Genomic DNA, 12,218 nt, shown 5'->3' with positions numbered 1-12,218 from the left:
GGTCAAGGCCGATGGGCCGGATGCGTTCCGTGCCGTGCTTTCGGAGGCGCGGCCGCTTGTCGATCTTTTGTGGATGCGCGAGACGGCCGGCGGTGTTTTCGACACGCCGGAGCGGCGCGCCGGGCTGGAAAAGACGGTGGGAGAACTCGCCAGCCGTATCCGCGACGAAAGCACACGCTATCAATATCAGCAGGAGATGCGTGAGCGGGTGCGGAGCTTCTTCGGCTCGCAACGCGCGGTGCGGCAGGGCCATGGCGGACGCTCCGACGGCCGGCCGGGCGAGCGCGGCAACGGGTCAGCGCCAGGCGGGGCATTTGGCCGGAGCGCTGCGGGAGGGCGCGCCGCGATCACCGAGAGCCTGGGCCGCTCGGCGCTGGTCAAGCGCGGCGGCGAAGGCATGTCGGTGCGGGAGGCGACGATCATCGTGGCGCTGGTCAACCATCCGGCGCTGATCGATGAGAATTTCGCGCATGTCGAATTCCTCGACCTCGCCAATTCGGATTTGCGCAAGCTCCATGCGGCTATTCTCGACGCCATGGCGCATGACGCGGCCGACGAGCGCGGCGCGGTCATCGCCACCATCGAGCGCGCCGGATGCGGCGGCATCTGGGAGCGAGCGGTGGAGCTGATCAAGCGCGCGCGGCAGTGGCCGGCGCTCGAGACCGCGGCGCTCGATGACGCCCGCGACGCCTTCAACCAGGCGATGCACTTGCAGCGTAGCGCCCGCACATTACATAGAGAGCTGAAACAGGCGCAGGCGGCGCTCGATGCAGACCCTTCGGACGAAAACTTTCGGCATCTCGTCGAGATTCAAGCGCAATTCAACGATGTGCAGGCAACGGAAGCGCTGATCGAAGGGTTCGGCGTGTCGTCGGGCAGGGTTGGCCGCGTTTAGGGCCCCAACACCACCCATTGGAAGTGAAGTGGAAATGCGCAGCGCGTCGAATCGACGCCTCTAAGTCGGGTAATTGATTCGCTTTTTTCATGCGAATCATGCCAGAGGCGCTTGACCTTCTGGCAGATTGGCGGAATCAGGACGATTCGAAACGTTAACCGTGCCCCGGCGTCGGCGGGAAATTTGAGCGATGTGAGGTACTGGTGATGGCTGGACAGGCAAAGTGCCTGCCCCAGATATCAGGGTTAATCTGGACTTAATGCATGTCGCTCAAAAGTGGAGACCCGGTTTTGGGACAACGACATGCACCAAAAAGAGATGATGCGGTTGGTGGGCCGGTAAGAAGCGTTCTGGTGCGAGCGCGTCCGGCATGACCGGTCCGGCAGTTTACGCGGCTTCGATATAAGGCCGCTTGGAGACGACAAAGAATGGCGACAAAGGAAAAGGAAGAGGTCGAGACCGAACGTGAAGGCGCCACCGATGGCCCTCTGCTCGACCTTTCCGACGATGCTGTCAAGAAGATGATCAAGGCCGCGAAGAAACGCGGCTATGTCACGCTCGACGAACTCAATGCGGTGCTGCCCTCGGAAGAGACGGATCCGGACCGCATCGAAGACATTAATGCGATGCTCAACGACATGGGCATCAATGTCGTCGAGGACGACGAGCAGGGTGAAGAGACCGAAGGCGAAGCGCCCGCCGACAGCGAAGAGGACGCCAACGAGCTCGCCGAGCAGACCGGCACCGCCGTCGCCGCCACGACCACCAAGAAAGAGCCGACCGACCGCACCGACGACCCGGTGCGCATGTATCTGCGCGAGATGGGTTCGGTCGAGCTTCTGTCGCGCGAGGGCGAAATCGCCATCGCCAAGCGCATCGAGGCCGGCCGCGAGACGATGATCGCGGGTCTGTGCGAAAGCCCGCTGACCTTCCAGGCCATCATCATCTGGCGCGACGAGCTCAACGAATCGAAGATCCTGCTGCGCGAGATCATCGACCTCGAGGCGACCTATGCCGGCCCCGAGGCCAAGCAGGCGCCTGTGGTCGAACGCGTCGAGGAAGCGGCCAAGCCCGAGGAGAAGCCGCGCGGCCGCGCGGCGGCGCGCGAGGAAGAAGACGACATCACCAATGTCGGCGGCGACACGCGCGGGCTGGAGGAAGAGGAAGACGACGAGGACGAGGCGAGCCTGTCGCTGGCCGCGATGGAAGCGGAACTGCGCCCGCAGGTGATGGAGACGCTCGACGTCATCGCCGACACCTACAAGAAGCTGCGCAAGCTGCAGGACCAGCAGGTCGAGAACCGCCTGGCCGCGGCCGGCACGCTCTCGCCCAGCCAGGACCGCCGTCTGAAGGAGCTGAAGGACCAGCTGATCAAGGCGGTGAAATCGCTGTCGCTCAACGCGGCGCGCATCGAGGCGCTGGTCGAGCAGCTCTACGACATCAACAAGCGCCTGGTGCAGAACGAGGGCAAGCTCTTGCGGCTGGCCGAAAGCTACGGCGTGCGCCGCGAGGAATTCCTCAAGGAGTATCAGGGCTCCGAGCTCGATCCGAACTGGACCCGCTCGATCGCGAATCTCACCTCGCGCGGCTGGAAGGAATTCACCAAGAACGAGAAGGACACGATCAAGGAGCTGCGCGCCGAGATCCAGAACCTCGCCACCGAAACGGCGATCTCGATCCTGGAATTCCGCAAGATCGTCAACCAGGTGCAGAAGGGCGAGCGCGAGGCCGCGATCGCCAAGAAGGAAATGGTCGAGGCGAACCTGCGCCTGGTCATCTCCATCGCCAAGAAATACACCAACCGCGGCCTGCAGTTCCTGGATCTCATCCAGGAAGGCAATATCGGCCTGATGAAGGCGGTCGATAAGTTCGAATACCGCCGCGGCTACAAGTTCTCGACCTACGCCACCTGGTGGATCCGGCAGGCCATCACCCGCTCGATCGCCGACCAGGCGCGCACCATCCGCATTCCGGTGCACATGATCGAGACGATCAACAAGATCGTGCGCACCTCGCGCCAGATGCTGCACGAGATCGGCCGCGAGCCGACGCCGGAGGAGCTGGCGGAAAAGCTCGCCATGCCGCTGGAAAAGGTGCGCAAGGTCCTGAAGATCGCCAAGGAGCCGATCTCCCTCGAAACGCCTGTCGGCGACGAGGAGGATTCGCATCTCGGCGACTTCATCGAGGACAAGATGGCGATCCTGCCGATCGACGCGGCGATCCAGGCCAACCTGCGCGAGACGACCACACGCGTGCTGGCCTCGCTCACCCCGCGCGAGGAACGCGTGCTCAGAATGCGCTTCGGCATCGGCATGAACACCGACCACACGCTGGAAGAGGTCGGCCAGCAGTTCTCGGTGACGCGCGAGCGTATCCGCCAGATCGAGGCCAAGGCGCTGCGCAAGCTCAAGCATCCGAGCCGTTCGCGCAAGCTGAGAAGCTTCCTCGACAGCTGAGCTAAGCGCCCATGGGAGAGACGGCGGCCAAATCTCCACGTCGTCTTCTCCCACGGGTATTTCTCTTCTGTCTGTTCGGCTTTGTGATCCACTTGTGGGTTTTGCTTGGGGCCTTGATTTTCGGCCATTCTTTTGTGCCGTCGCAAGCCTATGTTGGCAGCCACGATATGATCGCGAAATCGGTAGCCACACTGGTTGGCTGCCTGATGTTGTTTTTCTGCTGCCGCAAATTTGCTAAGGATTTCCAGAGCCCGGACTTATCCACCAAGACCTTCCTTGTTTCTGGCTTCGGTATTCTTGTCGTGCCTCTCATTTTTGGGGTTTTTGCCCGGGCAGTTGTTCTCACTGCATACCCGCTGTGGCTGGCGGCGGTGGTGGGCGGAGACACGCAACTAGAATTTTCCATCAGAGATACAACGGGGTCATCAATGCGCTGCCCGCGTATGGTCAATCTCGCGGATATGCCGATGATGACCGGCACTCTATGCGACGTCCCGGAAGCTGTTCGTAGGACGCTTTATCCGGGCATGAGGGTCTTGTTGACTGGACGCGGCACAGTAAACGGGCTTTTTGCGGCGAGAATTGACGTCGCTCCTAACGGGCCGGTTTTGCCCGGCGAGAGTTGGCTTCGCTGACGCTGCGTTTCCGGTCACCGCGCATGCCGCCTTGCCGGGTTTGCCCGACAGGAGGATAATTTCGGGGTCGGATGCATTTGTGGGCGACAAGCCGGATGCCCGCCCCGGCGCCGGTCGTAACGGCGCCGCGCTCCGTGGCCCCGGAGGGAGGTGTGCCATGACAACCTACATCGTGCTTATCAACTGGACCGAGCTGGGCGCCAGGAATGTGCGGGAGTCGCCGAAACGGCTCGATGCCGCCAAGAAGCTGCTGGGAGAAATGGGCGGCTCGTTCAAATCATTCTATTTGACCATGGGCGAATGCGACATGGTGGCCATCGTCGAAGCCCCGGACGATGCGGTGCTCGCCCGCTTCGCGCTGATGTTGTCGTCGGGCGGCAACGTCAAGACGCGGACGATGAAGGCGTTCCCGGAATTCGCCTATCGCGAGATCATCAGTTCGCTTGGGTAGGGCGGCTGAGGGATCGGCGCGGCTGTTGCGGAGCGCGATGCAGCGCCCGATAGTTGCGCCATGTCCGAGCCTTTGCTGACCGTCTGGTACAACACGCGCTGTCCGGTGTGCGACGCCGGCATCAACCGGCAGAAGCGGCGGCTCATCGAGGCGGTCAAATCGGGTCACGTCGAATTCCGCGACATCAATTTCGAACCCGAAGCGCTTTCTGCCTTCGGCGCCTCGCTCGAGGATATCCGCCGCCGGCTGCATGCGACCGATAGCGCAGGGCGGTTGCTGGTCGGCGCCGACGTGGCCGTTGCGGTGTGGCGGCTCACGCCGGGCGAGGGATGGCTGGCGTCCCTGTTCGGCAACCCTGTCACGCTGCCGCTGACGCGCTTTGCCTATGACCGTTTCGCGGACCTTCTCTACGCCTGGAACCGGCGCAAGGGTCACTGGTAGGCGGCCTCCACTTCCCAAATCACCGCGATGCCAGGGCCTTGGCGCGTTGTACGATACATCGTAAGATATATCTTGACTCCAGGCGAGGTGCGCCTTACTTACGATGTATCGTAAGATATAACTCAAGGAGTAATCCATGCACAGACACGACCATTTCGGCCACAATCATTTCGGCGAGCGCATGTTCATGCGCATGGCCGGCAAATTCGGCGGCAGAGGGGGCGGCGGCTTCGGTCCGTTCGGCCATGGCGGCAGGGGCGGCGGCCGCGGCGGCCCGGGCGACATGTTCCGCGCCGGGCGCATGCTGGCTGACGGCGATCTCAAGCTGATCACGCTGTCGCTGCTCGCCGATGCACCGCGCCATGGCTACGACATCATCAAGGCGCTGGAAGAGCGCACCAGCGGCATCTACAGCCCGAGCCCAGGCGTGGTCTATCCGACGCTGACCTTCCTGGAGGAGGCGGGCTACGCGGTGTCGGCCAGCGAAGGCAACAAGAAGGTGTTTTCGATCACCGAGGCCGGCAGGGCGCATCTCGAGGAGAACCGCGAGATGATCGACAGCGTGCTCGACCATCTCGAGCGCTTCGGCCGCAAGATGGCCGCGGCGCGCGAATGGTTCGGCTGGGGCGACGACAAGGACGAGGGGCGCCGCGGCCGTTCGGAAACGCGCGACCGCTTCCGTGCGCTGCGCCATCGGCTGCGCGCCGCGCTCGGCGACATCGCCGATGCGCCGGAGGACAAGCAGGCCGAGGCGATCAGCATCCTCGAAGACGCCGCCGAGGCTATCGAGGCGCTGTCGCGCCGCTAAGGCTGCCTGCAGTTCTTCAGTTCAGCGCAAAAGGCCCGGAGCGATCCGGGCCCTTTTCGTTATCGACCGAGAGGCGATCAATCCTTGCCTACATACTCGCTGATCAGCTTGTCGTTGCGCGCCTTCTCGATCTTGGCGGTGGTCTCGGCCGCGATGCGCTCGTCGGTGCGGTATTTGACCAGGTTCACCAGGCTGCCGGTGAGCAGGAGGACGCCCATCGCCCAGTAGCCCTTGGTCGAGAGGTCGACCGGCGCCAGCCACAGCGACAGGGCCAGCATGAAGTAGGCGGCGCCCACCGACACAGTGTTGAACAGGATATAGGTGTTATTGCCGTTCATCGTCGTGTTCCTTGGAATTGATCCGTTTCAGGGAAATTGCGGGTTCAGTTCAGGGATTTGAGGCGCGCCAGAACGTCCTCGGCGCGCACCTTGGTGGCTGGTCCATGGCCCGCTTCGGCGAGGCGTTCGCGGATCGCCTCGTGACGCAGCTCGCCGTCGATCTCGTCGAGGATCGAGGCCTCCTCGAACGGGTCGCTGCTCCCCTTGATGCGGGCGAGCAGTTCCTCCGCTTCGTTGAGGCTCGCGGTGCGGCCGATCGAGCGATTGAGGCGCGACTGCGCCTTGCGCTCGGCATCGATCGCCCGTGCCGAGATCATGCCCTGGTTGAGGCCGATGATGCGGCGGTGCGCCCTTTCGACGGACAGACGCATCCGCAAGGTCTTCTCACCGAGGCTGTTGACCGTGGCGCGGCGGACCTCACGCTCGTTCTCGAGTTCGGCGATCGCGGAAGCGCCGCCTTCGGCAAGCGCCTGGTTATTGGCGGAAAGCGCGCTGAGCGTGCGGGTCTCCAGATCGGCGATGCGGCGGTCGAGCTGTTCGAGGCTGGTCTGCTCGGCTCGCTGGCGCACGATCAGCGCGGCGAGCGTCTGCTTGGCGGCGGCGAGGCCCGCCTCCGCGTCGCGGATGCGCTGCGCCAGGAGGTCGATGGCGAAGCGGTCCTTCAGATTGTCCTCGGCCCGTGCGCTGGCGCCGTCCAGCAATGTCTTGATCAGGCTAAGCATGGTCTTCTCCCTGTTGATGTGAACGATGTTCACGAAGCCAGCATAACAGGAAATGAACATTGTTCAAGGAATGATTTGAACGCTGTTCATGGGGCGTTGAACATGGTAAATGCAGGCGAATGGAATGAATCCGGACCCGGGGCGCCGGCTCCGAAGACAGGAACAGGAAAGAGCATGGCGCTCGACAAGGAAGAAATGAGCGAAAAGGTGCTCGCCATCGCCGAGGCGCTGCTCAACGAGGGCGGCGCCGAGAACCTGAAAGCGCGCACCATCGCCGAGCAGGCCGGCATTTCGGTCGGATCCGTCTACAACCTCTTTACCGATCTCGACGAGGTGCACCGCGCCGTCAACATGCGGCTGCTCGACCGGCTCGGCGCGACAGGCCTGGCGGCGATGGCCGATCTCGAAAGGCAAGGGGTGAGCGATGTCCGGCACCGCATCCTGGCGATGGCCGCGGCCTATGTGCGCTTCGTCGAGGCGCATCCCGGCAGTTGGCCGGCGGTGCTTGCCTTCAACCGGCGCCGCGCGACGCGGCCTGGCCCCGATGCCTATGATGCGCTGCTCGACGCACTCTTCGACATCGTCGCCGGCGTGCTCAAGGCGGGCGACTTCGGCCTCGACGACAAACGCCGCGCGCTTGCGGCGCGGACCTTGTGGTCAAGCGTGCATGGCATCGTGACCAGCGGCTATGTGGCGAATTCCAACAGCCGGCAGGCCGAGGAGATCTGGCGTCAGATCGAGCTGCTGGTCGGCGTTTTCGTCAGGGGACTGGAACACGGCGGCGCATTCGCGCATGCTGAGGCAAAGTCTGAGTGAACAGGGACACCCGTGACCCCCTCGGGCGCCTGCGTGAAATGGAGTTTTGAAAAATGTCTTTTCTGAAAAAGCTTTTCGGCGGCGGCGGTGGTGAGGCTACGGAGACCGGCTCCGCCAAGCCGGCCAAGCAGGTCGAGCACAAGGGCTTCCTGATCAGCGCCACGCCCTACAAGGCCGACGGCCAGTACCAGACCTGCGGCGTCGTCTCCAAGGAAGTCGACGGCGTGACGAAGGAACACCGCTTCATCCGCGCCGACCGCTTCGCCGGGCTGGACGACGCCGTCGACATCTCGATCAAGAAAGGCATCCAACTGGTCGACGAGCAGGGCGAGAGGATGTTCGGCTAGCCGGCCTTCGGTTGCGCCGGCCAGCCTCTGCTTGATCAGAACGCGACCTTGTCGCCGCCCTTGAGCTGCAGGATCTGGCGCGCTTCGTCGGGCGTGGCGATCGAGGCGCCGAGGCCTTCGATGATCTGGCGCACCTTGGTCACCTGCTCGGCGCTGGAGCGGGCGAGCTTGCCCTTGCCGATCCACAGCGAGTCCTCGAGGCCGACACGGACATTGCCGCCGAGCGCGATCGCCTGGGTGGCGATCGGCAATTGATGGCGGCCGGCGCCCAGCACCGACCAGTGATAGTCGTTGCCGAACAGGCGGTCGGCGGTGCGCTTCATGTGGGCAACGTCCTCCGGATGCGTGCCGATGCCGCCGAGGATGCCGAACACGCTTTGGACGAAGAACGGCGCCTTGACCAGGCCGCGCTCGACGAAATGCGCCAGCGTGTAGAGATGGCCGATGTCGTAGCACTCGATCTCGAACCGCGTGCCGTTGTCGGCGCAGGTGCGCAATATGTGCTCGATGTCGCCGAAGGTGTTGCGGAAGATGCGGTCGCGCGAGGATTCCAGATAAGGCCGCTCCCAGTCATGCTCGAAGGTCTTGAAGCGCTCCAGCATCGGGAACAGCGCGAAGTTCATCGAGCCCATGTTGAGCGAGGCGACCTCAGGCGCGAACACCTTCGCCGGCCTGACGCGCTCTTCCACGCTCATCGTGGCCGCACCGCCGGTGGTGATGTTGACGACGCAGTTGGAGCGCTGCTTGATGACCTGCAGGAAAGGCGCGAAGGCCTCGGTCGACTGGTCGGGGCGGCCGTCGACCGGGTTGCGGGCGTGAAGGTGGACGATCGCGGCGCCCGCCTCGGCCGCTTCGATGGCGGCAGTGGCGATCTGCTCGGCCGTCACCGGCAGATGCGGCGACATCGATGGCGTATGGATCGAGCCCGTGACCGCGCAGGTGATGATGATCTTGTTCTGGTTCGCCACTTATGATCCTCGATCTCTTCGTTATTCGACCGCGCCCTATTTGACGGCGCCTTGGGTGATGCCGGAGATGAACTGCTTCGACAGCGCGATATACAGCAGCGTAATCGGCAGCGCCGCCAGTGTCAGCCCGGTGAACAGCACCCCCCAGTCGGTGGTGAATTCGCCGACGAACACGGTCAGCCCTTGCGGCAGTGTCTTCAAATTGTCGGAGGTGATCAGGACCAGCGGGAAGAAAAAGTCGTTCCAGATCGGCACCGCGTTCTGGATCGCCACGATCACCAGCGCCGGCCGGGAGCCAAATGCGGAAAGAGGCAGGCGCTGGCGGGCGCCTGCCTCTTTTGTTTTCGGCGTCGGCGATCAGGCCGCGACGGCGGCGTGATCGGCAGTGGCGGCCGCGATCGCATCGACCTTGGCGGTGGCCTTGGCAAGGGCTGCGGTGACGGCGTCAGCGCCCATGCCGACGCCCTCGACGCGGATGACTTCGACGTCGGTCATGCCGAGGAAGCCGAGCACGCTGCGCAGATAGGGGACCGCGTGGTCCATCTGCACCGCTGCGCCTTCCGAATAGATGCCACCGGAAGCAAGCACGATATAGACCTTCTTGCCCTTGACGAGGCCCTTCGGACCGCCTTCGCCGTAAGCGAAGGTCTTGCCGGAACGGGCAACGTGGTCGACCCACGACTTCAACGTCGAGGAGATGTTGAAGTTGATGAAGCCGGTGGCGAGGATCACGGTGTCGGCGGCGAAAAGCTCGTCGAGCACGGCGTCGGAAACGCCGACAACCTCGGCCTGGCGCGGTGTGCGGGCTTCGGCCGGCGTATAGATACCGGTGGCGTAGTCGGGATCTATATGCGGCAGCGGATTGGCTACCAGATCGCGCACGACAAGCGTGTTGGCCGGATCGGCGGCGATGAGCTTCTGGGCAAGATCGGTGGCGACGCGGGTCGAGTGCGAAGCGTCGCCGCGCGGGCTGGAGGTAACGAGAAGAATAGACATGGCGGTGTCCCCTTGGGGTTGGATTGAAACTTTCGACGCCAATATGGGATTGCCGCTCTATCAGGATAACTGGTATAATATGTATACAACCCATCAATAAAATGGATGAGATGTTATGCAGCCAAACCCGACCTTGGATCAGCTCCAGATCCTGGTGGCAGTGGCCGATACCGGCAGCTTCTCGGCCGCGGGGCGCAAGCTCAACCGGGCGCAGTCGGTGGTGAGCTACGGCATCGCCAATCTCGAAGCACAGCTCGGCCTGAAACTGTTCGAACGCGAAGGCGTGCGCGAGCCGCAGCTGACCGATGTCGGCAAGGCGATGCTGGAGGATGCGCGGCGTATGATCGGCGTCCTGCAGCGCATCCGCTCGCGCGCAGACGGCTACCGGCAAGGGCTGGAAGCGGAAGTGGCGATATCGGTCGACGTGGCGCTGCCTTCGCCGGCGCTGGTGCGCGTGCTCAAGGCCTTCGAGGCGCAGTTCCCGGCGGTCATGCTGCGGCTTTATATCGGCTCGCTCGGCCTGATCGTCGACCAGGTCGTCAACGGCCAGTCAGATCTCGGCTTCGGCGGGCTGATAGGCGATGCCGACGTCACTCTGCTGCGCATCGGCTTCACCTCGATGGTGCCGGCGGCGGCGCCGGACCACCCCTTGGCCAAACTGCCGAAGCCGGTGGCTGTCGAGGACCTGCGCGAGCATATCCAGCTCGTCGTCACCGACCAGTCGGAACGGACGCGCGGGCGCGACTATGGCGTGTTTGCCTATCGCACCTGGCGATTGACGGATGTGCGCACCAAGCATGCCCTGATGCGCGAAGGTCTCGGCTGGGGCGGTCTGCCGCGCTGGCTGATCGCCGACGACCTCGCCAGCGGCAGGCTGGTGGAGCTCGATCTGGAGCCCTATCGCGAGGTGCGCTCGCCGCTCTATGCCATGCACCGCGCCGACCGCAGCCCCAAGCCGGCCGCGTCCTGGCTGATCGACGAATTCAAACGGCAGCTTGGCTGCTTCAACGAGATGGAGCCGGGCGTGTGGATCGAGGAGGGGCCGGAGACAAGCCGTCCATGAGCGCGATCAGCACCGCGCGGTAGTCCGCGGCGGACGCGCCGGCCTCGATGGCCAAAGCTGCCCGGTCGAAGGCGGCGGCCAGCAGGGCGGTCAGCGCCTCGGCCGGCAGTCTGGTCATTGCCTGCGCGCGCATCGCCGCGACCAGGCCTTCGCGCAGCGAGCGGCTGCCGTGGCGGTTATCGATCTCGTCCATGGCCGCGCGTCCAAGCACCGCCGGCCCGTCGAGCAGCAGAAGCTGCGTGCGGCCGGGCACGCGCATCGCCTCGAGATAGGCGTCCGAGCCGGCGATCAACGCGTCACGTGCCGACAGCGAGGGCGGCGAGGCCTGATCGATCTCGGCCGCCACGGCCGCTGCCTCCTGTTCGACGACCGCCGCGAACAGCGCCTGCTTGTCGGCGAAGTGGTGGTAGAGCGCGCCGCGCGTGACACCGGCCTCGGCGACGATCTCCGGCGTGCCGGTCTCGGCATAGGATTTTTCCGTGAACAGCTTCCGCGCCGCGCGGATCAGATCCGCGCGCGTCGCCTCGGTGCGGTCGCGGTTGGAGCGGCGCCCGGACTCTTCTTGCATACATGCAGCCTGTATGTTATTTGCATTTACATACAGACTGTATGTTGGATGCGAGGAGAAGGAAAGATGAAGACGACCAGCTATTATCCGGTGCTGATGACGGGTGATGTCGCAGGCACCGCCGCCTTCTATGTCGAGCATCTCCGCTTCAAGCCGCTCTTCGAGAGCGACTGGTATGTGCACCTGCAGTCAGCCGAGGACAGGCGCGTCAACCTTGGCATCGTCCAGGGCGACCACGAAACGATTCCGGAGGAGGGACGGGGACGCACGTCCGGCCTGCTGATCAATTTCGAGGTGCGCGATCCCGACGCCGTTTATGAGCGCGCCGTCGCCGCCGGCCTGCCGATCCTGCGCAGCTTGCGCGACGAGCCGTTCGGCCAGCGGCACTTCATCACCAGGGATCCCAATGGCGTGCTGATCGACGTGATCAAGCCGATTCCGCCGAGCGAGGAGTTCCTGGCGCAATATGCTGAAGGCGTGGCCGAGGGCTAGGCCGGACCCCCGAGCTTTAGTTCGTCCGCGCCACCGGCGTCACCGCCACCTGGCTGACGCCGATGCGGCGCACCACGGTGCACAGCGTCTCGCGGCCGATGCGCTCGGCATCGAGCATGCGTACCAGGTCGTCGACGCCGGTCACCGGCCGGCCGTCTATGGCCGCGATGATGTCGCCCTCCTTCAGTCCCGCCTTGGCGGCGGGGCCGTCCTTCTCGACGC

General features: G+C 64.0%; 16 protein-coding genes and 1 pseudogene. 10 read left to right on the top strand and 7 right to left on the bottom strand.

Annotation, left to right across the window (positions count from 1 at the left end; translation table 11 throughout):
- The 6 genes and pseudogenes from EOD07_RS07435 to EOD07_RS07410 form a co-directional block, all read left to right on the top strand.
- A pseudogene (locus EOD07_RS07435) lies at window positions 1-895 on the top strand (DNA primase); the annotation flags it as partial.
- Between the two features lie 428 nt (window positions 896-1,323).
- Window positions 1,324-3,351 (top strand): RNA polymerase sigma factor RpoD, encoded by a 2,028-nt coding sequence (gene rpoD / locus EOD07_RS07430; protein WP_040989493.1) that lies wholly within the window; start codon window positions 1,324-1,326, stop codon window positions 3,349-3,351.
- Between the two features lie 11 nt (window positions 3,352-3,362).
- Window positions 3,363-3,986 (top strand): hypothetical protein, encoded by a 624-nt coding sequence (locus EOD07_RS07425; protein ID WP_127234678.1) that lies wholly within the window; start codon window positions 3,363-3,365, stop codon window positions 3,984-3,986.
- A 157-nt stretch (window positions 3,987-4,143) separates the two neighbouring features.
- Window positions 4,144-4,437, top strand: coding sequence for a GYD domain-containing protein (locus tag EOD07_RS07420; protein ID WP_040989491.1), 294 nt, complete (start codon window positions 4,144-4,146; stop codon window positions 4,435-4,437).
- 60 nt (window positions 4,438-4,497) lie between these two features.
- Window positions 4,498-4,878, top strand: coding sequence for a DCC1-like thiol-disulfide oxidoreductase family protein (locus EOD07_RS07415; RefSeq protein WP_206519433.1), 381 nt, complete (start codon window positions 4,498-4,500; stop codon window positions 4,876-4,878).
- Window positions 4,879-5,014: 136 nt separating this feature from the next.
- On the top strand, window positions 5,015-5,686 hold the full coding sequence (locus EOD07_RS07410) for a PadR family transcriptional regulator (RefSeq protein WP_040989489.1): 672 nt from the start codon (window positions 5,015-5,017) through the stop codon (window positions 5,684-5,686).
- A 77-nt stretch (window positions 5,687-5,763) separates the two neighbouring features.
- Here EOD07_RS07410 and EOD07_RS07405 read toward each other — a convergent pair whose 3' ends face one another.
- Window positions 5,764-6,024, bottom strand: coding sequence for a YiaA/YiaB family inner membrane protein (locus EOD07_RS07405; RefSeq protein ID WP_127234676.1), 261 nt, complete (start codon window positions 6,022-6,024; stop codon window positions 5,764-5,766).
- A gap of 44 nt (window positions 6,025-6,068) precedes the next feature.
- Entirely contained in the window at window positions 6,069-6,746 is a 678-nt protein-coding gene (locus EOD07_RS07400; RefSeq protein ID WP_127234674.1) for a PspA/IM30 family protein, read from the bottom strand.
- Between the two features lie 174 nt (window positions 6,747-6,920).
- On the opposite strand from EOD07_RS07400, the gene EOD07_RS07395 reads away from it, so the two are divergent.
- Complete coding sequence (locus EOD07_RS07395) at window positions 6,921-7,562, top strand: TetR/AcrR family transcriptional regulator (RefSeq protein ID WP_127234672.1); 642 nt, start codon at window positions 6,921-6,923, stop codon at window positions 7,560-7,562.
- A gap of 53 nt (window positions 7,563-7,615) precedes the next feature.
- Window positions 7,616-7,909 (top strand): HlyU family transcriptional regulator, encoded by a 294-nt coding sequence (locus EOD07_RS07390; protein ID WP_127234670.1) that lies wholly within the window; start codon window positions 7,616-7,618, stop codon window positions 7,907-7,909.
- Window positions 7,910-7,944: 35 nt separating this feature from the next.
- Here the strand turns inward: EOD07_RS07390 and EOD07_RS07385 are convergent, their stop codons facing one another.
- The 3 genes from EOD07_RS07385 to EOD07_RS07375 all read right to left on the bottom strand — a co-directional run bounded on the left by EOD07_RS07385 (window position 7,945) and on the right by EOD07_RS07375 (window position 9,873).
- Window positions 7,945-8,877: a 3-keto-5-aminohexanoate cleavage protein gene (locus EOD07_RS07385; protein WP_127234667.1), complete on the bottom strand. Its 933-nt coding sequence runs from the start codon at window positions 8,875-8,877 to the stop codon at window positions 7,945-7,947.
- A 36-nt stretch (window positions 8,878-8,913) separates the two neighbouring features.
- Complete coding sequence (locus EOD07_RS07380) at window positions 8,914-9,150, bottom strand: hypothetical protein (protein ID WP_245469940.1); 237 nt, start codon at window positions 9,148-9,150, stop codon at window positions 8,914-8,916.
- Window positions 9,151-9,234: 84 nt separating this feature from the next.
- The gene (locus EOD07_RS07375; protein ID WP_041002381.1) at window positions 9,235-9,873 is read right to left on the bottom strand and encodes an FMN-dependent NADH-azoreductase; all 639 of its coding nucleotides are present in this window, start codon (window positions 9,871-9,873) and stop codon (window positions 9,235-9,237) included.
- A gap of 115 nt (window positions 9,874-9,988) precedes the next feature.
- Here EOD07_RS07375 and EOD07_RS07370 point away from each other — a divergent pair, with 115 nt between their 5' ends.
- Window positions 9,989-10,936: a LysR family transcriptional regulator gene (locus EOD07_RS07370; RefSeq protein ID WP_127234665.1), complete on the top strand. Its 948-nt coding sequence runs from the start codon at window positions 9,989-9,991 to the stop codon at window positions 10,934-10,936.
- On the opposite strand, the gene EOD07_RS07365 is transcribed toward EOD07_RS07370, so the two are convergent.
- Window positions 10,878-11,504 carry a TetR/AcrR family transcriptional regulator gene (locus EOD07_RS07365; RefSeq protein WP_127234663.1) on the bottom strand — a complete coding sequence of 209 codons (627 nt, stop codon included), beginning with the start codon at window positions 11,502-11,504 and terminating at the stop codon, window positions 10,878-10,880. The genes EOD07_RS07370 and EOD07_RS07365 overlap by 59 nt on opposite strands.
- Window positions 11,505-11,570: 66 nt before the next feature.
- On the opposite strand from EOD07_RS07365, the gene EOD07_RS07360 reads away from it, so the two are divergent.
- Window positions 11,571-11,996 (top strand): VOC family protein, encoded by a 426-nt coding sequence (locus tag EOD07_RS07360; RefSeq protein ID WP_127234661.1) that lies wholly within the window; start codon window positions 11,571-11,573, stop codon window positions 11,994-11,996.
- A gap of 16 nt (window positions 11,997-12,012) precedes the next feature.
- Here the strand turns inward: EOD07_RS07360 and EOD07_RS07355 are convergent.
- The coding region (locus EOD07_RS07355) for a PDZ domain-containing protein (protein WP_164772103.1) at window positions 12,013-12,218 on the bottom strand (206 nt) is incomplete at its 5' end.

It is taken from the genome of Mesorhizobium sp. M2C.T.Ca.TU.002.02.1.1 (assembly GCF_003997225.1).
Note: the sequence above shows the minus strand (reverse complement) of the source record. Positions and strands in the feature narration are given on the sequence as shown.

What these genes read in the sequence shown, in the direction of transcription:
- EOD07_RS07415 (WP_206519433.1), top strand. Translation starts at nt 4,498, where the DNA reads ATGTCCGAGCCTTTGCTGACCGTCTGGTACAACACGCGCTGTCCGGTG.
- EOD07_RS07370 (WP_127234665.1), top strand. Translation starts at nt 9,989, where the DNA reads ATGCAGCCAAACCCGACCTTGGATCAGCTCCAGATCCTGGTGGCAGTG.
- EOD07_RS07365 (WP_127234663.1), bottom strand. Translation starts at nt 11,504, where the DNA reads ATGCAAGAAGAGTCCGGGCGCCGCTCCAACCGCGACCGCACCGAGGCG.
- EOD07_RS07390 (WP_127234670.1), top strand. Translation starts at nt 7,616, where the DNA reads ATGTCTTTTCTGAAAAAGCTTTTCGGCGGCGGCGGTGGTGAGGCTACG.
- EOD07_RS07420 (WP_040989491.1), top strand. Translation starts at nt 4,144, where the DNA reads ATGACAACCTACATCGTGCTTATCAACTGGACCGAGCTGGGCGCCAGG.
- EOD07_RS07400 (WP_127234674.1), bottom strand. Translation starts at nt 6,746, where the DNA reads ATGCTTAGCCTGATCAAGACATTGCTGGACGGCGCCAGCGCACGGGCC.
- EOD07_RS07395 (WP_127234672.1), top strand. Translation starts at nt 6,921, where the DNA reads ATGGCGCTCGACAAGGAAGAAATGAGCGAAAAGGTGCTCGCCATCGCC.
- EOD07_RS07375 (WP_041002381.1), bottom strand. Translation starts at nt 9,873, where the DNA reads ATGTCTATTCTTCTCGTTACCTCCAGCCCGCGCGGCGACGCTTCGCAC.
- EOD07_RS07425 (WP_127234678.1), top strand. Translation starts at nt 3,363, where the DNA reads ATGGGAGAGACGGCGGCCAAATCTCCACGTCGTCTTCTCCCACGGGTA.
- EOD07_RS07405 (WP_127234676.1), bottom strand. Translation starts at nt 6,024, where the DNA reads ATGAACGGCAATAACACCTATATCCTGTTCAACACTGTGTCGGTGGGC.
- EOD07_RS07360 (WP_127234661.1), top strand. Translation starts at nt 11,571, where the DNA reads ATGAAGACGACCAGCTATTATCCGGTGCTGATGACGGGTGATGTCGCA.
- EOD07_RS07410 (WP_040989489.1), top strand. Translation starts at nt 5,015, where the DNA reads ATGCACAGACACGACCATTTCGGCCACAATCATTTCGGCGAGCGCATG.
- rpoD (WP_040989493.1), top strand. Translation starts at nt 1,324, where the DNA reads ATGGCGACAAAGGAAAAGGAAGAGGTCGAGACCGAACGTGAAGGCGCC.